Origin of the sequence: Allorhizobium paknamense (genome assembly GCF_030815125.1) — a bacterium.
Lineage (GTDB): Bacteria > Pseudomonadota > Alphaproteobacteria > Rhizobiales > Rhizobiaceae > Allorhizobium > Allorhizobium paknamense.
The window spans coordinates 369597-391380 of record NZ_JAUSWH010000001.1 but is presented as its reverse complement, the minus strand read 5'-3'; the positions used below and the strand labels follow the sequence as shown (position 1 = coordinate 391380).

Sequence of the window (21784 nt, the reverse complement as noted above, 5' to 3'; positions counted from 1 at the left end):
TTCTTACTCTTCTTCCGCGGTTTTGGCATCTTTCTCCGCCCTGAACCTCTGGATCAGGGCGTAAAGATGCGGATTGCCCTTGATTATCGTCTTGGTGCGGGTCACGCCGCGATGGGCAAGGGCGGCGAGCCGCCCTGCGGTGGTGATTGGCAACAGAACGTCGTGCTGAACGGTTTCGATGCTGCACCAGCGGCGCTTATAGGGCTGGTCGCCAAGGCCGAAATCGAAGAGGGCGACGCCATCTTCCAGGGCCTGTTCGATCACCAGCCAGAACAGCAGTTCGCCCGGGCTTGCTTCCGGCGCCAGGGCTTCATCGATGGAGCCAAACTGGCAGATGATGTGATCTCCCTTTCGCGACAGGCCGGCAATGGCCGCGATTTGCCCGTCCAGCGCACCGCGCATTCTGATGGCATGCAGTTCCAGCGGCACATCATAGCCGCCGGAGGACATTTGTGTGACGAGGTGGAAGAACGCCTGCGTCTCCGGGGCCTGAAAGACATTCGGCAGCCCGAGGGACCGGAAGCGATCCGCTTTCTGGCGAAAGAAACATTCGAGAAGGGCAGTTTTTTCGTCCTCGCCGGAGGCGACGACATGATCGAAGCCGCCTGCCGCTTCGATCTTGCGCAATTGATTGCGATATTTCTTGCGGCGGCGCTTGGCATTCAGCGGGGCGATCGTTTCGGCCATGCTGCCGCTGAGCGGCAGTTGGAAACTGTGATTCTGGTGCTCCACCGCATTCACCCCTGCAAAGGGATGGCGCTCCCCCCGCCAGTCGAACGGGATATTGGTGAGCGCTACAAGATCGGCCTCGTCCTTCAGTGCCTTGGAAATGGCATCCACCAATATTTTCTGCCGGGCAGCATCCGCGGTGCTGCGGTAGCAGGGGGTAAACAGGCCCGTATTGATATTGGTGAAGCGCGTGCCGATGAACTGCGCCTGCCGTACAAGACCGGTCCGCACCACTTCCAGCGGCAGGATAAATACGGTTTCGCCCTGCATGCGACCGCGCAAAATGGCGAGGTGGCTGCCATGGGTCTTTGTCCAGGCCCTGCACCAGTCATAGCCCTGATGCAGGGATGCGTAATTGTCCCTCTGCAAAAGCCGCCATTCCCGCTCCAGCGGCTCCATGGCGCGGTGCAACTCCACCGTCAGCATGGTTGGCTCGGACGTGTGATGGACGCTGTTGCTTTCAGGCGATAGGTGGACCACGTGTTTGTCCCGTGAGGCTGATGTCGCACGCGCAGTCTTCTCCGGCAGGATTTAAGCTTTTGCTATGAAATCCTGTGTTCTTCGCTTTGACCAGCACTTAGCGTTAAGATGCTGCTAAAGCATGTCGCGCAAAAGTGTGCAGCGGTTTTGCGATAACGACATGCGTTAACACAAGAACGTAAAGCACGTTGCATGAGGCTGATAAGCCGCAACGTGCTTTAATGCTGCTCATAGCGGTCCAGAAACGCCTCGGCGGAGAGGGTGCGGAAATCCTCGAGCGCTGCAAAAAGCCGGTCATGGTCCCAATCCCACCATTGCAGGCGATCCATGCGCTCGGCGACCGGGGCGGGAAAGCGCTCCCGGATGAGCTTGGCTGGAACGCCGCCGACAATCGTATAAGGCGCAACGGATTTCGAAACCACAGCGCCCGCACCCACCACCGCGCCATTGCCGATGGTGACGCCCGGCAGCAGCGTTGCGCCGTGACCGATCCAGACATCATGGCCGATCACCACCCGGTTTTCTCTTCGCCAGGCGAAGAAGTCCCCATCATTTTCCGCGCCCTCGAAGTAATCGGCGGCGCGGTAGGTGAAGTGGTGCAGCGTGGGCCGCCAGGTGGGATGGTTGGTGGCGTTGATGCGGACGGCGGCGGCGATATTGGCGAATTTGCCGATGGTGGCGCACCAGATGCTGCCATCCTGCATGATATAGGAATAGTCATCCATCTCGCAGTCTTCCAGCCGGCAGCGGGCGGCGACTTCGGTGTAGCGGCCAAGGGTGGAGTTGATGACGCTTGCGGTCTGGTCCACCAGCGGCTGGAGGGAGAGTTTGGTTGCCATGGGAAGCCTTGCGGGTTTGTTGCGCTAAAGCCCGTTGCGGCTTATCAGCCTCATGCAACGTGCTTTACGTTCTTGGTTTAACGCATGTCGTTATCGCAAAACCGCTGCACACTTTTGCGCGACATGCTGTAAACATCCAAGCATAAAGACCCATAGCATCACACTCTGATGACAGAGCCGTCACAGGATCATGACAGGCGCTATTGCCCTATGATCTATGAACCGGCCCAGCCATCCACTTGATCAGGAACATGGCGGGCACCACCCAGAAGACGCCGGACCCAAGGAAATAGAGGAGATGCACCCACCAGGGCGATTGCGCCAGTGCCAATGTGGCAATGGTGGTGGCGATCAGGGCGTAGAGAATGACCAGGGCTACGATCAGGAAGGTGCCGATGAATTTGCGCAATCTGACAGGCATGTGGATCCCTCCTCCTGGAAACTCGGACAGTTCTAGAGCATTTTCAGGAAAAGTGGAATTCGGTTTTCCGTCCGGAAATGCGTAAAAACAAAAAGTTACAGCGCTTCAGTGTGTCCATGAAACACTGAAGCGCTGTAGAGCATTCCTGCAAAAGTGTAGTCGCGGTTTTGCTTCGCAACTGCGCGCCGTCACAAGCGACTCCTTGTCGCAAAGGTCTGCCCTTGTCAGACAGGCCGGGCTGATGCACATCTTCAGCGGAAGAAGAGGTTTGACAAATGACAATGACCAGCACAGCCAGCCAGGCCACCCTCGTCGCAGACATGGACCGCCAAAGCCGCAATCGCCGCGCCGTGCGCCTCTGGCTTTGGGTGGTGATTGTCGCGGTGTTTTCACTGGTTCTGGTGGGTGGGGCGACGCGTCTGACGAATTCCGGTCTTTCCATTACCCAATGGAAGCCTATCCATGGGGTGATCCCGCCGCTGAATGCCGCGGAGTGGGAAGAGGAATTCGCGCTCTACAAGCAGATCCCGCAATATGAGCTGGTCAACAAGGGCATGACGGTGGAGGAGTTCAAGACCATCTTCTGGTGGGAATGGGCGCACCGTTTTCTGGCCCGCAGTATCGGGGTGATCTTCGCGCTGCCGCTACTGTTCTTCTGGCTTACGGGGCGCATCGAGCGGCAATTGCGCTGGCCGCTGGTCGGTATTCTGGCGCTTGGCGGTTTGCAGGGCTTTATTGGCTGGTGGATGGTGTCTTCCGGGCTCACAGAGCGAACCGAGGTGAGCCAATACCGATTGGCAACCCATCTGATCATGGCGTGCCTGATTTTTTCCTCGTCCGTCTGGGTGATGCGCGGTGTTTCCCACCACAGCAGCGATCATGCCGGGCAGCCCACGGCGCGGCGCTGGGCCTGGGTCTTGCTGGGGCTTGCCTTCCTGCAGATCTATCTCGGCGCGCTGGTGGCGGGGCTTGATGCGGGCCTTTCCTACAATACCTGGCCGCTGATGGATGGCGCGCTGGTGCCGGGCGACCTGCTGGTGCAGACGCCCGCCTGGATCAACTTCTTCGAAAACCCGAAAACCGTGCAATTCATCCATCGCCTCGGGGCCTATACGCTGCTGCTCGTGGCGCTGGCGCATATGGTTTACAGCCTGAAGACAGCACCCGGCACCACCCATGCCCGCCGCAGCGTCGTGTTGTTTGTGCTGATATGTCTGCAGGCCAGCATCGGCATCGCCACGCTGCTTTTGCATGTGCCGCTGGATATGGCGCTGACCCATCAGGGTGGCGCGCTGATCGTGCTCGGCTTTGCCGTGGCGCATCTGCGCGGTTTCTACGGGGAATATCCCGCAGAAACCCAGGTTCGAGTGACAACGTGAAAAATTCAGGTCAGCCGAAACGATAGCCCGAATACGGCTTGCCCATGAAACTGCCGCGAAACACGCGTTTTGCCGCATCCGTGCCGCCTGCACCGGCCGCCACAAACAGGGGCACGAGGTGATCGTGATCCGGCACATGGCAGGCGCGCGCATCCGGGTTTTCGGCCCAGGTCGCCAGCCGTTCGGCGCGGGCTTGCGGATCCGAAAGTTCCACGGCTTCGGTCAGCCAGTCATCGAAACGGACCGCTTCGCTGACATGCTCCGGCAAGGCGCGGCGGAATTCACGCATATTGTGATAGCTCATCCCTGAGGCGAGGATCAGCACATCCTCATCCCGCAGCGGGGCGAGCGCCTCGCCGATCTTGAAGTGGCTTTCCGCATCCAGCGTGTTTTTCAGGGAAATCATGGTGATCGGCACATCCGCTTCGGGATAGATCAGCATCAGCGGAATGAAAACGCCATGGTCGAAGCCGCGCTGGGCGTTTTCGGCGCTTTCTATGCCAACGGCGCCCAGCAGTTCGCGCGCTCGCGATGCCAGATCCAGCGCATTGCGGGCCGGATAGCTCAGTTCATAGGTATGCGCCGGGAAGTTATAGTAATCGAACAGCATGGGCGGGTTGGGCGCGGTGCTGACGGTGGGAACCGGTTCGGTTTCCCAATGGCCGGAGACGACCAGAACCGCCTTGGGCCTGCGGCCGATCTCCGCATCCAGCCCCTTGAGAAAGGCGCCGAGATCATCCCAGGGGCCGTGACCCTGGGCATCCTTTGGAAACTCCATAAAGGGCCAGGGTCCGCCGCCATGGGGAATGAAATAGACGGGAAAACGCTCACCCATTGCCTGCTCCAGTTCTCTTACGGAGAGCCGAGCAGCCTGCGGCCACACCTCTCCATTCCGCAAAAATTATGAAGCAAAAATAGCAAAGGGAAGAGGGTTGAGCGACCCCCGGAACGGCTGACGGATCGTTCATAAAAAATGAACGATCCCCCTTGATGGGCCACAGTGGTGGTGAACGATGTCAGGCCGACAGCATCAGATTCATGTTCTGCACGGCAGCACCGGATGCTCCCTTGCCGAGGTTATCCAGCAGGGCGACGAGATTGACCTGATCGCCGCCCGGCGTGCCAAACACGAAGAGCTTCATCGTATCCTTGCCCGCCAGTTCCTCGGCGTCGATACGAGAGAGCTTGCTGCTTTCCTCGAGTGGCACGACGGTGACGATGTCCTGTCCCGCATAGTGAGCAACCAGCGCGGCATGGATGGTTTCCAGCGTTGCGCCATTGCCCAGCGCCGGCAGCAGCAGCGGCACCTGCACGATCATGCCCTGCGGAAAACGACCGACTGACGGCGAAAACAGCGGCGCCTGCTGCAACAGGCCATGAACCTTCATTTCCGGCAGGTGCTTGTGCTTCAGCGTCAGGCCGTAGAGGAAATGATTGGCGGTGATGGCGTCTTCGCGGGTGGAATCCTCCATCTGCGCAATCATCTGCTTGCCGCCGCCAGTATAGCCGGAAACGGCATTGACCGTGACCGGATAGGTGGCAGGCAGCAGGCCGGCGGCGCTGAGCGGGCGGATAAGCCCCACCGCGCCGGTGGGGTAGCAGCCGGGATTGGCAACAAAGCGCGCCGACCGGATCTTCTCCGCCTGCGCCTTGTCCATTTCCGCAAAGCCATAGGCCCAGTCCGGAGAGACCCGGAAGGCTGTCGAGGTGTCGATGATCCGCACCCGGTTATTGGCCGATACCATGGAAACGGCCTCTTTCGAGGCGTCGTCCGGCAGGCAGAGAATGGCGATATCGGCACTGTTCAGCAGGTCTTCGCGGAGCGCTGCATTGCGACGCTCGGCTTCAGGGATGGACAGCAATTCCACATCGCGGCGTTCGGCCAGGCGGCTGCGGATCTGCAGGCCGGTGGTGCCGTGTTCGCCATCGATGAAGATTTTCGCTGTCATTTCATCCTCGCTTTTTCAAAGGCTTGCCGGAGCTTTCGGACTCACTCTAGAGCGGTTCAATGTTTCACGGAAACATTGAACCGCTCTAAAACTTTGTTTTTACACATTTCCAGACGGAAAACCGGTTCCCACTTTTCCTGGAAATGCTCTAGCAAGCATCTGATTCTTTTTGTTAACGGGCGCGCAGCCTCTTGGCACGCAGGCCCAGCATATACATGGCGATGGTTGCCCCCGCAATGGCCGTAATATCGGCATGGTCATAGGCGGGCGCGACCTCCACCACATCCGCCCCGCACAGATCGAGCGGGCTCAACCGTTGCAGGATGGAAAGCACCTTGGCACTGCTCGGGCCTCCCGCGACCGGCGTGCCGGTGCCCGGCGCGAAGGCCGGATCGAGGCAGTCTATGTCGAAGGTCAGATAGGCCGGATGCGGGCCGACATGGGCGATAATGCGTTCAGCCACCTGGGCCGCCGTCATCTCCTCCAGTTCATGGCCGAAGAGGATGCGAATGCCGCAATCTTCCGGCGCATGGGTGCGAATGCCGATCTGGATGGAGCGGGCCGGATCGATCAGCCCCTCATGCACGGCACGGCCGACAAAGGAGCCGTGGTCGATGCGCTTGTCATCATCGAACCATGTATCCTGATGGGCATCGAACTGGATGAGGGCAAGCGGCCCATGCTTAGCCACATGGGCTTTCAAAAGTGGCCAGGTGATGAAATGGTCGCCGCCGAGTGTCAGCAGGAAATTGACATTGTTCAGGAGGTGCGAGGCCTCCCGCTCGATGGTAGCGGGTGTTTCCCAGTGATTGCCGTAGTCCAGACGGCAATCGCCGTAATCCGCCACGGGCATCCGGGAGAACAGGTCGAACTCCCAAGGGTACTGCGGATCATTGTCGAAGATGGCCGAGGCGCGGCGAATGGCCTGGGGTCCGAACCGGGCGCCGGGCCGGTTGGAGGTCGCGGCGTCGAAGGGAATGCCCCAGATGGCCGTGTCCACACCGGTCAAATCCTTGGTGAAGCGGCGGCGCATGAAGGACAGCGCGCCTGCATAGGTGGGATCGGATGCGGCGCTTGTCAGGTCGGAGGCCGTGAAAGCGTGATCAATTGATTTTTGTACCAATGAATACCCCATATCGTCATCATGCGCCGCCGATATCCGGCTTAAGCGCTTTGAACATGCTCACATCTGTTTCGCCGGGTTTTCGGTGCCTCATGCCCCGTCCATCGCTGATCCCTCTCTCCTGCAATCAAAGATGGAAATATTGCCATGGGCCAGCCGCTTGAACGCCCGATCTCCGCGAAACCGCCAGTGTTTCTTTCAGAAAAAGCGCTCGTGTTAACTGACATAGATCAAGTCTTGGAAGAAGGGGTGTTGCTTGTCAAAATATAAGTTTAACAAGTCCTGATTTTTCGATGAAACATCTTTCCTGCGATTGTAAGCTTTAACACATTATTTCATAGGAAGGATCATTAGACACCCTCATTTGTGGGTGATAAGTCCTTCTCTGCATTCGTCATAAATTGCTTTACCCCAAAAATTAGGGGTAAAAAGAACTTTTGTAAACAGGCTAGGTGTTAAAAAATGTTCGCTACATCTTTTCCGCGTTCATCATGAGGTGGCGAAGCTCTCCGTGCGGCCGCGGTAGCAAGGGTTGTTGAAAATGTTTCTTGACAGAGCGCAGGCTGGCCGACGGAAAATGGGCGCGTTTACCAACTGCGTGCGTGCCCCTTATCGGCGTTCAAAGCCATAGGCGCGCTCGACGCGCGCAATGCGCACCTCATAGCGCTCATACCAGTCAGACCGGCCTGTCTTCTGCGCGATAACATGGTCGGCATGCTGTTTCCATGCACGGATGCTGTCTTCGTCGCGCCAATAGGAATTGGTGATGCCGAATCCGTCCGGACCGCGGACGGTTTCTCCGCCGAGATATCCTGGTTGCTCGCCGGCCAGGGCCTCCATCAGGTCAGCCATTTCGCCGTAGCCATTGTCTCCTGCCGTTCTGATGGAGGAAAAGCTGACGACGTAATAGGGCGGGGCGGGCAGGTTGGCGAAGGGGGATGTCATGACCTACGATCCCTATGGTGCGAAAATGGCGTCGATCGCAGGGTCCATCTTTAGGCTGTGATGAACAAATTCAATTTCCTGATGGGTGGGCGACGGTTCGCCATGTCATCGAGGAATTTTCTCTTGAAGCCACGAGCAAACAAAAAAGCGGAGCCGAAGCCCCGCTTTTGTCGTGGATGCAATGAAGCCAGCGATTAACGCTTGGAGAACTGGAAGGACCGGCGGGCCTTGGCCTTGCCGTACTTCTTACGCTCGACAACGCGGCTGTCGCGGGTCAGGAAGCCACCCTTCTTCAGAACGGAGCGCAGGCCCGGTTCGAAGTAGGTGAGGGCCTTGGAGATGCCGTGACGAACGGCACCGGCCTGACCGGAAAGGCCGCCGCCGTGAACGGTGGCGATGATGTCGAACTGACCGGAACGGGCAGCGGCCACGATCGGCTGCTGCAGGATCATCTGCAGAACCGGACGGGCGAAATAGGCGCTGTATTCCTTGCCGTTGATGACGATCTTGCCGGTGCCGGGCTTGACCCATACGCGGGCAACGGCGTTCTTGCGCTTGCCGGTGGCGTAGGAGCGGCCCTGCGCATCGACCTTGCGCTCATGGGCGGGAGCGGAGCCCTGAGCAGAGCCCAGATCCTTGAGGGAAGAAAGGTCTGCCATGATCAGGCGCTCCTTACGTTCTTGCTGTTCAGCTTGGCGACGTCGAGAGCGACGGGCTGCTGTGCTTCATGGGGATGGTTCGAACCGGCATAGACGCGCAGGTTCTTCATCTGGCGACGGCCAAGCGGGCCGCGCGGAATCATGCGCTCGACAGCCTTTTCGAGAACGCGCTCCGGGAAGCGGCCTTCGATGATGGCGCGTGCGGTGCGCTCCTTGATGCCACCCGGATAGCCGGTGTGCCAGTAATACTTCTTGTCCTGATACTTCTTGCCGGTGAAGACGACCTTCTCGGCATTGATGACGATGACATTGTCACCATCATCGACGTGAGGCGTGTAGGTCGCCTTGTGCTTGCCGCGAAGGCGCGTGGCGATCAGGGTGGCGAGGCGACCAACAACGAGGCCTTCGGCATCGATGATGATCCACTTCTTCTCCACCTCGGCGGGCTTCTGAACGAAGGTAGACATGGATTTCTGCTTTCCATCTGGTCCCTGGCAGCCGTGCCGCAGGGCGCTTTTTGTTGCTTGTCTTGCGGCTTGCAACCACAAGAAAAATGCCCAAAGGCCAACGGCTTTTGCGCTGGCGGTCTTATAGTGGCGGCTTCTGTTGCAGTCAAGCGGTGGCGATACCGCGGTCTTTTTGAAAAATCCATGTAATTCAAAGGGTTGAGTATATGGTATTATAATACCGTAAATTTTCCTTTTTGCCTGACGCCTTCCGGGTCTGGTTATGCTCTCCGGCTGGTTGATGATTTGATGGCGCAGGCGGTACTGAGCTTTGCCGCAATGGTTAACGGCTGGACCAAAGCTGCACAGGCAAAAGGTTTGCAATATAAATCGATTAAATTCGAAAACACGCAGGCTCGCTCCGCGTGCGGAAAGTTGAGAGGAAAAATCCCTTTTATGCCAAGGCCTAAGCATTTCGTTGAGCGCTAAATTACCCAAGAACAGATGCCGAATATTTAAGATACAAAAAGCGAACGATGTCGCTGCTTTGTGATCTGTGTCACACGCGGCAAAATGAGCCCAAAAATGGACGTTCATGGTGACAGCGTTAACATATGCCGGCCTCGTCCTAGGAAAAAGCGTCTTTTCAGCCTTTGGTTGAGTGTTTGGAGTTGCAATTTTGTGGAAGCGGCCTGTTTCGAAAGAAAACAGGCGGCGGCAGCTTCAAACGAATGCTCTTTCGCACTCCTTAAAGAATGAGGGGTATGATGACAGGCGGGATAGAGACGGGATGATCTTTGGGTCGGCTTGATGCCGCGAAAGGAGACGTCATGAACCATGATGCCTATGACAATGGGTTCCTAAGGCAGATTCTCTCCCGGGTGCACACAATTGCCGTGGTTGGCGCGTCTTTGCGAGACGACCGCCCGAGCCATTGGGTCACGGGCTTTCTCCTTGGAAAGGGATATAGGGTCTTTCCGGTCAATCCGGCAGCGGCGGGTCGGCATATTCTGGGCCAGCCTGTTTATGAGAGCCTGGCGGCCGTGCCGGAGCCCATCGATCTTGTCGATGTCTTCCGCAAGGCAGATGCCTTTTCGGGTGTGGTGGACGAGGTTCTCGCCCTTCCGCATCGTCCTCTGGCGATCTGGGGTCAGCTTGGTGTGCGCGACGACGCCGCTGCGGCCCGTGCCGAAGCCGCAGGCATTGCCATTGTCATGAACCGGGCGCTGGTCGCGGAATACCGGCTGGTCTATGAGGCGCAACATCCGGCTGCGCATCATGGAACGGAGCAATTTACACAGCCAGCCTCTTGAGGTTTCAGAGGCGGTGGTTGGGGATGATCCGCAGGAAGCCGGTGTCCAGATCCTCGATGGGCTGGCAGTTCAGCACCGGGCAGGCCGGGTTGTCGCGGGTCGGCACGGTGGCGCGCTCGGCATATTCATTGGAATTGCAGAAGCCGCGATCGCGCACATAACGGTCATAAAGCGTCATACCGGCCACGCGCTTGGAAGGATAGCGCAGGATGGTCGCGCCTTCGCTCCGTACTGCCTGGCGGACGCCTTCGCAGGTCATTGTGGTGCTGTTATAGCGCTGAATGGCGAGGGCGTCGGTGGCGACGAACGAGACGGCGAGCAGGACGCCGGCTGAGAACATGGATTTCATTGTCTTCTCCCTGTGAGCCCCATGGGCATGGCGGCTTTCATCACAAAGTCGATCGCGCCCCTTTTTGTTTCAAGAGTAAGGGGTATGTTTAACGCCTGTGTTTTCGGCATGAGGAGATCCCCGATGAATCATCAAGCCTATGACGACGCCTATCTGCGGGAAATCCTGACCAGCGTAAAGGTCATCGCCATGGCGGGGGCGTCTCCCAATCCGGATCGTCCGAGTTTTGGCGTCATGCGCTTTCTGCTGCAGAAGGGCTACCGTGTCATTCCGGTCAATCCCGGGCAGGCGGGCAAGGAGATCCTTGGGCAGAAAGTGGTTGCCCGTCTTGCCGATATCACCGAGCCGGTGGACATGATCGATGTGTTTCGCGCATCCGAGCATGTGGCGGGCGTGGTGGAGGAGGCGCTTGAGATGCGAGAAATGCCTGCTGTTATCTGGACGCAACTTGGTGTCAGCGATCCGGCAGCGGCGGCCCGGGCAGAGGCGGAAGGGTTGAAGGTGGTGATGAACCGCTGCCCGGCCATCGAATATCCCAGACTGATCGGCGGTGCGCCTCATTCTTGATCCTGGAGATCGTTCCAGGCAGCGGTTTTGCCGCATAACGCTTTGCAGGCAGATCAATCTGCCTCGAAACCGGTTGTAAAACGCAAAGCTATTCGTTTTCTTGACGATCTGGCCGGATAAGATCACCGCGTCCGCCGCGAGGTTTTTGTCTTCGTTGCGCAAACCGGTCAAATTGAAATCAAGAGATTTACATCAGAAAAATCTGATGGATAGGGGAGGATACCATGTCTCAGACCAATCCGGGGTTTTCAACGCTTGCAGTGCATGCCGGGGCGGAGCCCGATCCGACGACGGGTGCGCGCGCCACGCCGATCTATCAGACCACGGCCTATGTATTTCAGGATGCCGATCATGCGGCGGCGCTGTTCGGTCTCAAGCAGTTCGGCAATATCTATACCCGCATCATGAACCCCACCCAGGCGGTGCTGGAAGAGCGGGTGGCCGCGCTTGAAGGCGGTACGGCGGCACTGGCGGTGGCCTCAGGTCATGCGGCGCAGCTTCTGGTGTTTCACACCCTGCTCAATCCGGGCGATAATTTCATCGCGGCAAAGAAGCTCTATGGCGGCTCGATCAACCAGTTTGGTCACGCCTTCAAGAGCTTTGGCTGGGAGGTCCGCTGGGCCGACACCGCCGATCCGGAAAGCTTCTCGGCGCTGGTGGATGAGCGCACGCGGGGCATTTTCATCGAGAGCCTTGCCAATCCCGGCGGCACTTTCGTGGATATCGCCGCGATTGCGGCGATCGCCCGGCGTCATCGCCTGCCGCTGATCGTCGACAACACCATGGCCAGCCCCTATCTGGTGCGCCCGCTGGAGCATGGTGCGGATATCGTGGTGCATTCTGCCACCAAATTCCTCGGCGGCCATGGCAATTCCATGGGCGGCATTATTGTAGATGGCGGCACGTTCGACTGGTCGGAGCCGGGGCGCTATCCGGCCCTTTCGGAACCGCGCACCGAATATGGTGGGGTCATTCTTCAGGAAGCCTTCGGCAATATCGCCTTTGCCATCGCCGCCCGGGTGCTGGGTCTGCGTGACCTCGGCCCCTCCATCGCGCCGATGAATGCCTTCCTGTTGCAAACCGGCATTGAAACGCTGCCACTGCGCATGCAGCGCCATTGCGACAATGCGCTGAAGGTGGCGCGCTGGCTGAAGGACCATCCCAAGGTGGCCTGGGTAAGCTATGCCGGTCTGCCGGATGATCCGAACCACGCTCTGCAGCAGCGCTATTCGCCGAAGGGGGCAGGGGCTGTCTTCACCTTTGGCGTCAAGGGTGGTTATGCCGCCGGCAAGGCTCTGGTGGAAGGGCTGGAACTCTTCTCGCACCTTGCCAATATCGGCGATACGCGCTCCCTCGTCATCCATCCGGCCTCCACCACTCATGCGCAATTGACGCCGGAGCAGCAGGTGGCCGCTGGCGCCGGACCGGATGTGGTGCGGCTTTCCATCGGTATCGAAGATCCCGAGGATATCATTGCCGATCTCGAGCAGGCATTGGAAAAGGCGTAAACCCGATGTTTCTTCAACCTTTCGATCTGACGGGCATAGAGCCGGAGGAGGGCGCGCCCGCGCCCGACCGGCTGCTTGCCGGGGACCCGCAGTTTCTCAGCTGGAACCTCGAGGAGCGCGACGGCCTCTATTGCGGTGTCTGGCAGGCGACGCCGGGAAAGTGGCGGGTGGTCTACGACGAATGGGAGTATTTCCACATTCTCGAAGGGCACTCGATCCTGACACGGGATGGCGGCGAGCCCGTGCACCTGCGCAAGGGCGACCGCCTCATCCTGCGTCCGGGATTTACCGGGACATGGGAAGTGGTGGAGACCACCCGAAAGGATTATGTGATTCGTCTATAAAGACCTTTCACCACGTCAGGTCCAGCCGCTCCAGCCCGTGAAAGTGATAGACATCCTTGACGCTTGGGGGAGCGGCGAGCCTGAGCTTCGGCAGGCGCTTGAAGAGCAGGGGCAGGACGATGTTCAGCTCAAGCCTCGCCAGCGGCGCACCGATGCAGAAGTGGATACCGGCGCCGAAGGAAAGATTGGCGCCTTCATTGCGCTGCGGCTTGAAGGTCAGCGGATCGGTAAATTTCAGCGGATCGAGATTGGCGGCGGCAAGGATAAGGCCGATCCTGTCGCCGCGCTTCAGGGTAACGCCATCGATCTCACAGGGCTCCAGGCAATGGCGCTGGAAGATGTGGACCGGCGCGCAGATGCGCAGGCATTCCTCCACGGTGCGCTCGGTGGCCGCTGCATCCCGGAACAGATCCTCAGGAGCGAGCCCGCTTTCGAGAATGATGCGCACACTGTTGCCGATCTGGTGAACCGTCGCCTCGTGCCCGGCATTCAGCAGCACGATGGTGGTGGAGATCAGCTCGTCTTCGGTCAGATACTGGCCCTTGTGCTCCGTGTGGATCATGTGGCTCAACAGATCCTCGCGCGGCGTTTTCCGGCGCTCGGCAATCACCTGCCGCACGTAATCGGCAAATTCCCGGGCGGAGCGGTCCGCGGCATCCTCGTCGGCGCGGCTGCGCTTGAACATGTACATGCCGACATAGTCATGCGACCATTTCAGCAATTGCGGTCCCATATCGTCCGGTATGCCGATCATCCGGCCAATCATGGTCACGGGAATGATATCCGCAAAAGAGGAGAGCAGTTCCGTTTCACCGGTTCCCGCAAAATCATCGATCAGCCGGTTGGCGAGATCGGCGATCTCGCCGCTCATCTTTTCCACATGTCGGGAGACGAAGGCGCGGTTGACCAGAGTGCGCAGCCTTGTGTGCTCCGGTGGTTCAAGCTCGAGAAGCGACCATTCCTCCGCCTTGTCGAAGTGACGTGTATGGGCGGCCGGTTCCGGCAGACCCAGCTCCTCACGCGTGGCAATATGCAGGATCTGCCGGCCGAAGCGCTTGTCGCGCAGCAGGCCGTTCACCGCGTCGTAGCCGGTGAAGAACCATTGTTTCTGTTCCTGCCAGTAAAAGGTGGGGCTTGCCGCATGCAAGGCGGCATAGACGGGATTGGGATCGGCGTAAAAAGCGGCATCGCGCGCATCGAGGCTCACCTGTCTCGATGTCGCGTCGATGGAAAGAAAGGGAAAGGGCGAAACCCTATGCTGGCCGGTCATGAATACTCATCCGATGGAAAATGGCGCTTTTACGCCGGAGGCGTGATGCGCTTCGACAGCCGGCGCAGCGCAGCCACCTGCCGGTCTGCCTCGGAATCGATGGCGGCGGGCGTGCCGCTGTCTTCCGTCGGCGTAAGGCAGAAATAGCTGCTTTCCTTCGCCACCGCCACACGGTTTCGTCCCTCGGCCTTGGCGGCGTAAAGGGCGGTGTCGGCTCGGCTCATCATCTTATCGAAGTCGAAGCTTTCGGGAGGGCTGGCGCACAGACCGGCGCTGACGGTCAGCCGCACGATGCCGCTTTCGGTGGCAATCGGCGTGACGGCCACCATCTGACGGATCTGCTCTGCGTGAAACGCAGCCTGACGCAATTCGTCCACCGGCAGAATGGCGCTGAATTCCTCGCCGCCGCTGCGGGCGAACAGGCCCTTCGAGCCAATTGTGCCCCGCACCATGGTGGCGAAGGCCGTCAGCACCGTATCACCGGACTGATGGCCAAAGCTGTCATTGATATGTTTGAAGAAGTCGAGATCGAACACCAGAAGCGCCAGTTGCCTGTCCTTGCCGCATCTGGCTTTCATGGCTGGCAGCGATTCGATCAGGCCGCGCCGGTTCAGGGCGCCCGTCAGTGGATCGGTTCGCGCCAGATCCTTCAGACGCAACTCGCTCTTGTCCATGATGATCTTGGTCAACAGCACGATGGCCGCCACCAGGCAGATAATGCCGAAAACGCCGATATAGGGCACGATGGTCAGTTCCGCGAAAGAACCGGGCTGGTTCATCGCGGCATAGACGGCGACAAGAAGGTTGTTGAGGGCCTGGATAGACCAGACGCCTGTGAGGAGATGCCGGTATTTAGGGCTGCTGACCCGGCTCGTCGCAACGATCCGCGCCATGATCAGAAAGCCGACGATGTTCGGAACCTGATGCAGGACCACCTGAATGTAATAGATGTCGCGCGGCAGCGGCAAAAGCATGGCCATCGTCCAGACGGCCAGCGGCAGCAGCGATGCCAGGGAGGGGGATCTGTCGTCCAGCCGCCGAAGGCCCGTGATCCAGAAGGCCAGACCCAGCATGGCCAGAAGAGTAACGGTATGTGGCGGAATATTGAAAGGCAGCAATGGCCTTATGCCCACCACCACCACGCCGAGCCCATGGGCCGCAAAGCCGAGCGCAAGCCAGATGTAATAGGAGCGTTGCCGGTCATGCAACCATACGGTGATCAGCAGAATCGCGAGCGTCAGGGCCTGGATGCCCCAGATCAGGAAAGCGGTTCTGACATCGAACACGGCGGCCAGCCTCGAAAAGAAAGTTTTTCAAGTCTTATCGAACTGCAAAGGTGAACGTCCAGTTAAATTTCCCCGGTATTTCAGAGGGTTTGAAAAAGAGGAAAAAGTGATGATTTGCCAAAAAAGACAAATGAAAACAGAAATAAAACACGTTTTGCGAGATGGATGAAAAACTGCACGCCCTGGTGTTTTCCAGGGTGGTTGGAGCTGTGGCGAAAGCCTGTTTTTCTTGACCTCTCATTCACCATAGACTCGCTTTTCTGTGCGCCTTGTACAACCATTCTTGTGCCTATCCGGGTTTGGCAGGCGCAGCCCGCTCCGCTTGTGCTATGGAAAGCTCATATGTGCCGGAACTGCATGCCAGACATGCGGTGTGGGCATGATGGGGCAGCAGGGCATGGCCCGGATGTGGAGAGGCTTTGGAAAGCGGCGGCGGGAAGGCCTTGATTTAAGGATATCCCGGCCTGCAGTCTTGAAGTCGGGGGACCGGACGCTCTATGTAGGGATTGACATGAGAGGATTGATTCCCGCCCTGCATGGGTCTGGAATGGGTTGAAAAGGACGGACATGAAAAATCCAGTTGATACCGCCATGGCCCTGGTGCCGATGGTTGTGGAGCAGACCAATCGCGGCGAGCGCTCTTATGATATCTACTCGCGTCTGCTCAAGGAGCGCATCATCTTCCTGACCGGCCCGGTTGAAGATCACATGGCGTCGCTCGTCTGCGCCCAGCTGCTCTTCCTTGAGGCCGAGAACCCCAAGAAGGAAATCGCTCTCTACATCAATTCGCCGGGCGGCGTCGTGACGGCAGGCATGGCGATTTACGATACCATGCAGTTCATCCGTCCGGCTGTTTCCACGCTTTGCGTCGGTCAGGCTGCGTCCATGGGATCGCTGCTTCTGGCTGCCGGCGAAAAGGGCATGCGTTTTGCCACGCCGAATGCCCGCATCATGGTGCACCAGCCCTCCGGCGGCTTCCAGGGCCAGGCGTCCGACATCGAGCGTCACGCCCGCGACATCATCAAGATGAAGCGCCGCTTGAACGAGGTTTATGTCAAGCACACGGGCCGCACCTATGAAGAGGTTGAACAAACGCTCGATCGTGACCATTTCATGGAAGCGGGCGAGGCCAAGGATTGGGGCCTGGTCGACAGGATCCTCACCACGCGGGCGGAGATCGAAGGAGTAACGGCTTCTTGATCGGCTCTGCCTCTTGACTGCCCTTAATCCAAGGTCTGATCGGAACAAGGGCTTTAAAGGGTGGCCGAACGCGCGATGAAACGGTATTAAGGCTATGTTGAATTTTTATGACATAGTCTGGAGTTCGAGGTCGGAGGTTGTCGTTGCCGCCGGTTCGCTTATCTAAGGGTGTGAACTGGAGAGTCCCTTCGATTGAAATTCGCCCCGGCCACTGAAGGGGTGGCTGCCGGGGCGGTGTAGTGGACCGCGTGGCTTGACGCTGGCGCGGCGTGCTGGAAGGAAAAAGTTATGAGCAAAGTCAGCGGAAGCAACGGCGGTGACTCGAAGAATACCCTGTATTGTTCGTTCTGCGGCAAGAGCCAGCACGAGGTCCGGAAACTGATTGCCGGGCCGACGGTATTCATCTGCGATGAATGCGTCGAACTCTGCATGGACATCATTCGCGAGGAAAACAAATCCTCGATGGCGAAGTCCCGGGACGGCGTTCCGACCCCGCAGGACATCATCAAGATCCTGGATGAATATGTCATCGGCCAGAAGCAGGCGAAGAAGATCCTCTCCGTCGCTGTGCACAACCACTACAAGCGCCTCGCACATGCCTCCAAGGGTGGCGATGTCGAGCTTGCGAAGTCGAACATCCTGCTGGTCGGCCCGACCGGCTGCGGCAAGACCTATCTCGCCCAGACGCTGGCCCGGATCATCGATGTTCCCTTCACCATGGCCGATGCGACGACGCTGACGGAAGCCGGTTATGTCGGTGAAGACGTCGAGAATATCATCCTGAAGCTGCTGCAGGCTGCCGACTATAATGTCGAGCGCGCCCAGCGCGGCATCGTCTATATCGACGAAGTGGACAAGATCAGCCGCAAGTCCGACAACCCGTCCATCACCCGCGACGTGTCGGGCGAGGGCGTGCAGCAGGCCTTGCTGAAGATCATGGAAGGCACCGTGGCTTCGGTTCCGCCGCAAGGTGGCCGCAAGCATCCGCAGCAGGAATTCCTGCAGGTGGACACGACCAACATCCTCTTCATCTGCGGTGGCGCCTTCGCCGGTCTCGACAAGATCATCTCCGCGCGTGGCGAAAAGACCTCGATCGGCTTTGCCGCGACGGTTGCAGCGCCGGATGATCGCCGCGTCGGTGAGGTTCTGCGTGAACTGGAGCCGGAAGATCTGGTGAAGTTCGGCCTTATCCCGGAATTCATCGGCCGTCTGCCGGTTCTGGCGACGCTGGAAGACCTGGACGAGGACGCTCTGATCCAGATCTTGTCCGAGCCGAAGAACGCCCTGGTCAAGCAGTACCAGCGCCTGTTCGAGATGGAAGACGTGGAACTGACCTTCCACGAGGACGCCCTGCGCGAGATTGCCCGCAAGGCCATCGTCCGCAAGACCGGTGCCCGTGGTCTGCGTTCGATCATGGAAAAGATCCTGCTGGATACCATGTTCGAACTGCCGGAACTCGAAGGCGTGCGCGAAGTGGTCATTTCCGACGAGGTGGTGAAGGGTGCGTCCCGTCCGCTTTACATCTACGCCGATCGTCAGGAAGAAAAGGCCAACGCTTCGGCCTGATCACCGGCATCAATACCGATCAGAAGCCCGCCTTGTGCGGGCTTCTTGATTTCTGCAATGTGCAAACCGTCGTTTCCCCTGTGATTTTCCTGATCACACGCGCTTTCGGCCTATTTGCGCCAGCCGTTGAATGGCGATAGGATCGGCAAATGCCGTGATGCCGAAGAATCGCCTTTTGTCTCTCCAGTGTGGCGTAGGCTTCGGCATGCATCATGAAATTGGCCCACGGAAAGATCCCGGCGTTGCCGCAGGTGTTTCCACCTCGCGCCGCCTGGTCTCTGAGGGGCATGTGAACGATTTCGGGCTTGAATTGTACCTCTTCTCTCTCCACTTCTAGGAAGAGACAGGACCATGTCCCCCGCGGCTTTGATAGCGCGGATTTGGGTCCCGGCAACGGGACGATGAAAGGAACTGGAATGACTAAAGTGACCTCTGTCGCTGGCGAAACCAATACCTATCCGGTATTGCCGCTCCGCGACATCGTGGTGTTCCCGCACATGATCGTGCCGCTCTTCGTAGGGCGCGAGAAGTCCATTCGTGCCCTTGAGGAAGTCATGGGCTCCGACCGTCAGATCATGCTGGCCACACAAATCAACGCAGCCGATGACGATCCGGAACCTGCCGCCATTCACAAGGTGGGTACGGTTGCCAATGTGCTGCAATTGCTGAAACTGCCCGATGGCACCGTCAAGGTGCTGATCGAGGGCAAGGCGCGCGCCCGTATTTCCAGCTATACCGGTCGGGAAGACTTCTACGAAGCCCAGGCCGAAGTGCTGGCCGAGCCGGAAGAAGATGCCGTCGAGGTGGAAGCCCTGTCGCGTTCGGTGGTTTCGGAGTTCGAAAACTACGTCAAGCTGAACAAGAAGATTTCGCCGGAAGTGGTTGGCGCCGCAAGCCAGATCGAGGATTACTCGAAGCTCGCCGACACGGTGGCTTCGCACCTCTCCATCAAGATCACCGAGAAGCAGGAAATGCTGGAAACGGTGAGCGTGAAGACGCGTCTGGAGAAGGCGCTGGGCTTCATGGAAGGCGAGATTTCCGTTCTGCAGGTGGAAAAGCGCATCCGGTCGCGCGTCAAGCGCCAGATGGAAAAGACGCAGCGCGAATATTACCTCAACGAGCAGATGAAGGCGATCCAGAAGGAGCTTGGCGACGGTGAAGACGGCCGTGACGAGATGGCCGAACTGGAAGAGCGTATTGCCAAGACCAAGCTTTCCAAGGAAGCCAAGGAAAAGGCCGACGCGGAACTGCGCAAGCTGCGCCACATGAGCCCGATGTCGGCGGAAGCCACGGTGGTGCGCAACTATCTCGATTGGCTGCTCGGTCTGCCCTGGGGCAAGAAGTCCAAGGTGCGGGTCGATCTGAACCTTGCGGAGAAGATCCTGGACGAGGACCATTTCGGTCTCGACAAGGTCAAGGAGCGCATTGTCGAATATCTGGCCGTGCAGGCCCGCGCCACCAAGATCAAGGGGCCGATCCTGTGCCTCGTCGGCCCTCCCGGCGTCGGCAAGACCTCGCTCGCCCGCTCGATTGCCAAGGCGACCGGTCGTGAATATGTGCGCATGGCGCTGGGTGGCGTGCGCGATGAGGCCGAAATTCGCGGTCACCGCCGCACCTATATCGGCTCCATGCCCGGCAAGGTCGTGCAGTCGATGAAGAAGGCCAAGCGGTCCAACCCGCTCTTCCTGCTCGATGAAATCGACAAGATGGGCATGGACTTCCGCGGCGATCCTTCTTCGGCCCTGCTGGAGGTTCTGGATCCGGAACAGAACTCGACCTTCATGGACCACTATCTTGAGGTGGAATACGACCTCTCGAACGTGATGTTCATCACGACGGCGAACACGCTGAACATTCCCGGTCCCTTGATGGACCGCATGGAAATCATTCGCATCGCCGGTTACACCGAGGATGAGAAGCTGCAGATCGCCAAGCGGCATCTGATGCCGAAGGCCATCAAGGAACATGCCCTGAAGCCGGAGGAGTTCTCGGTTTCGGACGACGCCATCGTTGCGGTGATCCAGCAATATACCCGGGAAGCCGGGGTGCGCAGCTTCGAACGCGAGTTGATGAAGCTCGCCCGCAAGGCCGTGACGGAGATCATCAAGGGCAAGACCAAGTCGGTGGCGATCACTGCGGCCAACATCCATGATTATCTCGGCGTGCCGCGCTATCGTCACGGTGAAGCCGAGGGTGAGGATCAGGTCGGGATCGTCACGGGTCTCGCCTGGACGGAAGTGGGTGGCGAACTGCTGACCATCGAAGGCGTGATGATGCCGGGCAAGGGCCGCATGACCGTCACCGGTAATTTGAAGGACGTGATGAAGGAATCGATTTCCGCCGCCGCATCCTATGTGCGCTCGCGGGCCGTTGATTTCGGCATCGAGCCGCCGCGGTTCGACAAGTCCGATATCCACGTTCACGTTCCGGAAGGTGCGACCCCGAAGGATGGTCCGTCTGCGGGTGTGGCCATGGCAACGGCCATCGTCTCTGTCATGACCGGTATTCCGGTCAACAAGGATGTGGCGATGACCGGCGAAATCACGCTGCGGGGCAGGGTTCTGCCGATCGGCGGCCTGAAGGAGAAGCTTCTGGCCGCCCTGCGCGGCGGCATCAAGAAGGTGCTGATCCCGCAGGAAAACGCCAAGGACCTGGCCGACATTCCAGACAATGTGAAGAACGGTCTGGAAATCGTGCCGGTGTCGCGTATGGGCGAGGTGATTTCACATGCTCTCATTCGCGTGCCTGAGCCGATTGAATGGGATGGTACGGTAGAAACGCCCGCCATCGGCTCGGTGGAAGCCACCGAAGATTCGGGCGCAACCGTGGCACATTGAGGCCATTTGGCCTCATGCCTGCCTTAAATCCTCAAAAACCCAAGGGGCTGGCGCTTTTGCCAGCCCTTTTTTTGTGTAAATGCGCTGAGAACCCTTGTTTTTCAGGCAATACAGGTGCTTTTGGCTTGTGACGGGCCGGTGGATCGACGAGGTTCTCCCGGTTTGACGTTTTTGAGTCGTTTCATGCCATACAGAAAGGGTGGAAACATGAATAAGACTGAACTCGTATCCGCAGTCGCTGAAAAAGCCGGCCTGACCAAGGCTGATGCCGCGTCTGCGGTCGATGCCGTTTTCGACACGGTACAGGCTGAGCTGAAGAATGGCGGTGATGTACGCTTGGCCGGTTTCGGTGCCTTCACGGTATCGCGCCGCGAAGCCTCCAAGGGCCGTAACCCGTCGACGGGTGCTGAAGTGGACATTCCGGCGCGCAACGTGCCGAAGTTCACTGCCGGCAAGGGCCTGAAGGACGCCGTTAACGGCTGATGGATCGAGGAGGAAGTGATGGCCCTGGAGCATTTCCAGGAAAAGTGAAAACCGCTTTTCCCTCCGGAAATGTGTAAAAGCAAACCGCCGC

The 21784-nt window shown here is 58.6% G+C and carries 22 protein-coding genes; 10 read left to right on the top strand and 12 right to left on the bottom strand.

The window, feature by feature from the left end:
* Positions 1–3: 3 nt before the first annotated feature.
* The 3 genes from QO005_RS01885 to QO005_RS01875 all read right to left on the bottom strand — a co-directional run bounded on the left by QO005_RS01885 (position 4) and on the right by QO005_RS01875 (position 2469).
* The gene (locus QO005_RS01885; RefSeq protein WP_307156267.1) at positions 4–1209 is read right to left on the bottom strand and encodes a GNAT family N-acetyltransferase; all 1206 of its coding nucleotides are present in this window, start codon (positions 1207–1209) and stop codon (positions 4–6) included.
* A 218-nt stretch (positions 1210–1427) separates the two neighbouring features.
* The gene (locus QO005_RS01880) at positions 1428–2048 is read right to left on the bottom strand and encodes a DapH/DapD/GlmU-related protein (RefSeq protein ID WP_307156266.1); all 621 of its coding nucleotides are present in this window, start codon (positions 2046–2048) and stop codon (positions 1428–1430) included.
* A 208-nt stretch (positions 2049–2256) separates the two neighbouring features.
* Entirely contained in the window at positions 2257–2469 is a 213-nt protein-coding gene (locus tag QO005_RS01875) for a DUF2842 domain-containing protein (RefSeq protein WP_307156265.1), read from the bottom strand.
* A 275-nt stretch (positions 2470–2744) separates the two neighbouring features.
* Here QO005_RS01875 and QO005_RS01870 point away from each other — a divergent pair, with 275 nt between their 5' ends.
* Positions 2745–3848 (top strand): COX15/CtaA family protein, encoded by a 1104-nt coding sequence (locus QO005_RS01870; RefSeq protein WP_307156264.1) that lies wholly within the window; start codon positions 2745–2747, stop codon positions 3846–3848.
* A gap of 10 nt (positions 3849–3858) precedes the next feature.
* Here QO005_RS01870 and QO005_RS01865 read toward each other — a convergent pair whose 3' ends face one another.
* The 6 genes from QO005_RS01865 to rplM all read right to left on the bottom strand — a co-directional run bounded on the left by QO005_RS01865 (position 3859) and on the right by rplM (position 8991).
* The gene (locus QO005_RS01865) at positions 3859–4683 is read right to left on the bottom strand and encodes a DODA-type extradiol aromatic ring-opening family dioxygenase (protein ID WP_307156263.1); all 825 of its coding nucleotides are present in this window, start codon (positions 4681–4683) and stop codon (positions 3859–3861) included.
* A gap of 181 nt (positions 4684–4864) precedes the next feature.
* Positions 4865–5797 carry an N-acetyl-gamma-glutamyl-phosphate reductase gene (argC, locus tag QO005_RS01860; RefSeq protein WP_307156262.1) on the bottom strand — a complete coding sequence of 311 codons (933 nt, stop codon included), beginning with the start codon at positions 5795–5797 and terminating at the stop codon, positions 4865–4867.
* A gap of 172 nt (positions 5798–5969) precedes the next feature.
* Positions 5970–6920 carry an agmatinase gene (gene speB, locus QO005_RS01855; protein WP_307156261.1) on the bottom strand — a complete coding sequence of 317 codons (951 nt, stop codon included), beginning with the start codon at positions 6918–6920 and terminating at the stop codon, positions 5970–5972.
* A 609-nt stretch (positions 6921–7529) separates the two neighbouring features.
* Entirely contained in the window at positions 7530–7865 is a 336-nt protein-coding gene (locus tag QO005_RS01850) for an antibiotic biosynthesis monooxygenase family protein (RefSeq protein ID WP_307156260.1), read from the bottom strand.
* Positions 7866–8059: 194 nt separating this feature from the next.
* Positions 8060–8524: a 30S ribosomal protein S9 gene (gene rpsI / locus QO005_RS01845; protein WP_307156259.1), complete on the bottom strand. Its 465-nt coding sequence runs from the start codon at positions 8522–8524 to the stop codon at positions 8060–8062.
* A gap of 2 nt (positions 8525–8526) precedes the next feature.
* A complete protein-coding gene (rplM, locus tag QO005_RS01840) occupies positions 8527–8991 on the bottom strand; it encodes a 50S ribosomal protein L13 (RefSeq protein WP_307156258.1) in 465 nt (154 codons plus the stop codon).
* Between the two features lie 288 nt (positions 8992–9279).
* On the opposite strand from rplM, the gene QO005_RS01835 reads away from it, so the two are divergent.
* Together QO005_RS01835 and QO005_RS01830 are read left to right on the top strand one after the other, a co-directional pair.
* Positions 9280–9459: a hypothetical protein gene (locus QO005_RS01835; RefSeq protein WP_307156257.1), complete on the top strand. Its 180-nt coding sequence runs from the start codon at positions 9280–9282 to the stop codon at positions 9457–9459.
* Positions 9460–9800: 341 nt separating this feature from the next.
* Positions 9801–10283, top strand: a complete 483-nt coding sequence (locus QO005_RS01830) for a CoA-binding protein (protein WP_307156256.1) — start codon at positions 9801–9803, stop codon at positions 10281–10283.
* A gap of 4 nt (positions 10284–10287) precedes the next feature.
* Here the strand turns inward: QO005_RS01830 and QO005_RS01825 are convergent, their stop codons facing one another.
* Positions 10288–10632 (bottom strand): hypothetical protein, encoded by a 345-nt coding sequence (locus QO005_RS01825; RefSeq protein WP_307156255.1) that lies wholly within the window; start codon positions 10630–10632, stop codon positions 10288–10290.
* 123 nt (positions 10633–10755) lie between these two features.
* Between QO005_RS01825 and QO005_RS01820 the strand changes: the two genes are divergently transcribed.
* From QO005_RS01820 to QO005_RS01810, 3 genes are all read left to right on the top strand, one after another.
* The gene (locus tag QO005_RS01820) at positions 10756–11199 is read left to right on the top strand and encodes a CoA-binding protein (protein ID WP_307156254.1); all 444 of its coding nucleotides are present in this window, start codon (positions 10756–10758) and stop codon (positions 11197–11199) included.
* A 224-nt stretch (positions 11200–11423) separates the two neighbouring features.
* The gene (locus QO005_RS01815) at positions 11424–12707 is read left to right on the top strand and encodes an O-acetylhomoserine aminocarboxypropyltransferase (RefSeq protein WP_307156253.1); all 1284 of its coding nucleotides are present in this window, start codon (positions 11424–11426) and stop codon (positions 12705–12707) included.
* 5 nt (positions 12708–12712) lie between these two features.
* A complete protein-coding gene (locus QO005_RS01810; RefSeq protein WP_307156252.1) occupies positions 12713–13051 on the top strand; it encodes a cupin domain-containing protein in 339 nt (112 codons plus the stop codon).
* Between the two features lie 7 nt (positions 13052–13058).
* Here QO005_RS01810 and QO005_RS01805 read toward each other — a convergent pair whose 3' ends face one another.
* Both QO005_RS01805 and QO005_RS01800 read right to left on the bottom strand, forming a co-directional pair.
* Positions 13059–14321 carry a cytochrome P450 gene (locus tag QO005_RS01805; protein WP_307156251.1) on the bottom strand — a complete coding sequence of 421 codons (1263 nt, stop codon included), beginning with the start codon at positions 14319–14321 and terminating at the stop codon, positions 13059–13061.
* 29 nt (positions 14322–14350) lie between these two features.
* Positions 14351–15607: a GGDEF domain-containing protein gene (locus QO005_RS01800; RefSeq protein WP_307156250.1), complete on the bottom strand. Its 1257-nt coding sequence runs from the start codon at positions 15605–15607 to the stop codon at positions 14351–14353.
* 567 nt (positions 15608–16174) lie between these two features.
* Here QO005_RS01800 and clpP point away from each other — a divergent pair.
* The 4 genes from clpP (at position 16175) to hupB (ending at position 21693) form a co-directional block, all read left to right on the top strand.
* On the top strand, positions 16175–16807 hold the full coding sequence (gene clpP / locus QO005_RS01795) for an ATP-dependent Clp endopeptidase proteolytic subunit ClpP (protein ID WP_307156249.1): 633 nt from the start codon (positions 16175–16177) through the stop codon (positions 16805–16807).
* Between the two features lie 288 nt (positions 16808–17095).
* Complete coding sequence (clpX, locus tag QO005_RS01790) at positions 17096–18373, top strand: ATP-dependent Clp protease ATP-binding subunit ClpX (protein WP_307156248.1); 1278 nt, start codon at positions 17096–17098, stop codon at positions 18371–18373.
* 416 nt (positions 18374–18789) lie between these two features.
* Entirely contained in the window at positions 18790–21210 is a 2421-nt protein-coding gene (gene lon / locus QO005_RS01785) for an endopeptidase La (protein ID WP_307156247.1), read from the top strand.
* A gap of 207 nt (positions 21211–21417) precedes the next feature.
* Positions 21418–21693, top strand: a complete 276-nt coding sequence (gene hupB, locus QO005_RS01780; protein WP_307156246.1) for a DNA-binding protein HupB — start codon at positions 21418–21420, stop codon at positions 21691–21693.
* Positions 21694–21784: the final 91 nt, after the last annotated feature.

Bases quoted from the DNA above. Each gene is read 5' to 3' on its own strand.
- QO005_RS01880 (WP_307156266.1), bottom strand. From the start codon at position 2,048: ATGGCAACCAAACTCTCCCTCCAGCCGCTGGTGGACCAGACCGCAAGC.
- QO005_RS01825 (WP_307156255.1), bottom strand. From the start codon at position 10,632: ATGAAATCCATGTTCTCAGCCGGCGTCCTGCTCGCCGTCTCGTTCGTC.
- QO005_RS01820 (WP_307156254.1), top strand. From the start codon at position 10,756: ATGAATCATCAAGCCTATGACGACGCCTATCTGCGGGAAATCCTGACC.
- QO005_RS01850 (WP_307156260.1), bottom strand. From the start codon at position 7,865: ATGACATCCCCCTTCGCCAACCTGCCCGCCCCGCCCTATTACGTCGTC.
- QO005_RS01875 (WP_307156265.1), bottom strand. From the start codon at position 2,469: ATGCCTGTCAGATTGCGCAAATTCATCGGCACCTTCCTGATCGTAGCC.
- clpP (WP_307156249.1), top strand. From the start codon at position 16,175: ATGAAAAATCCAGTTGATACCGCCATGGCCCTGGTGCCGATGGTTGTG.
- hupB (WP_307156246.1), top strand. From the start codon at position 21,418: ATGAATAAGACTGAACTCGTATCCGCAGTCGCTGAAAAAGCCGGCCTG.
- QO005_RS01805 (WP_307156251.1), bottom strand. From the start codon at position 14,321: ATGACCGGCCAGCATAGGGTTTCGCCCTTTCCCTTTCTTTCCATCGAC.
- QO005_RS01830 (WP_307156256.1), top strand. From the start codon at position 9,801: ATGAACCATGATGCCTATGACAATGGGTTCCTAAGGCAGATTCTCTCC.
- QO005_RS01815 (WP_307156253.1), top strand. From the start codon at position 11,424: ATGTCTCAGACCAATCCGGGGTTTTCAACGCTTGCAGTGCATGCCGGG.
- rplM (WP_307156258.1), bottom strand. From the start codon at position 8,991: ATGTCTACCTTCGTTCAGAAGCCCGCCGAGGTGGAGAAGAAGTGGATC.
- QO005_RS01865 (WP_307156263.1), bottom strand. From the start codon at position 4,683: ATGGGTGAGCGTTTTCCCGTCTATTTCATTCCCCATGGCGGCGGACCC.
- QO005_RS01870 (WP_307156264.1), top strand. From the start codon at position 2,745: ATGACAATGACCAGCACAGCCAGCCAGGCCACCCTCGTCGCAGACATG.
- clpX (WP_307156248.1), top strand. From the start codon at position 17,096: ATGAGCAAAGTCAGCGGAAGCAACGGCGGTGACTCGAAGAATACCCTG.
- argC (WP_307156262.1), bottom strand. From the start codon at position 5,797: ATGACAGCGAAAATCTTCATCGATGGCGAACACGGCACCACCGGCCTG.
- lon (WP_307156247.1), top strand. From the start codon at position 18,790: ATGACTAAAGTGACCTCTGTCGCTGGCGAAACCAATACCTATCCGGTA.
- rpsI (WP_307156259.1), bottom strand. From the start codon at position 8,524: ATGGCAGACCTTTCTTCCCTCAAGGATCTGGGCTCTGCTCAGGGCTCC.
- QO005_RS01835 (WP_307156257.1), top strand. From the start codon at position 9,280: ATGGCGCAGGCGGTACTGAGCTTTGCCGCAATGGTTAACGGCTGGACC.
- QO005_RS01810 (WP_307156252.1), top strand. From the start codon at position 12,713: ATGTTTCTTCAACCTTTCGATCTGACGGGCATAGAGCCGGAGGAGGGC.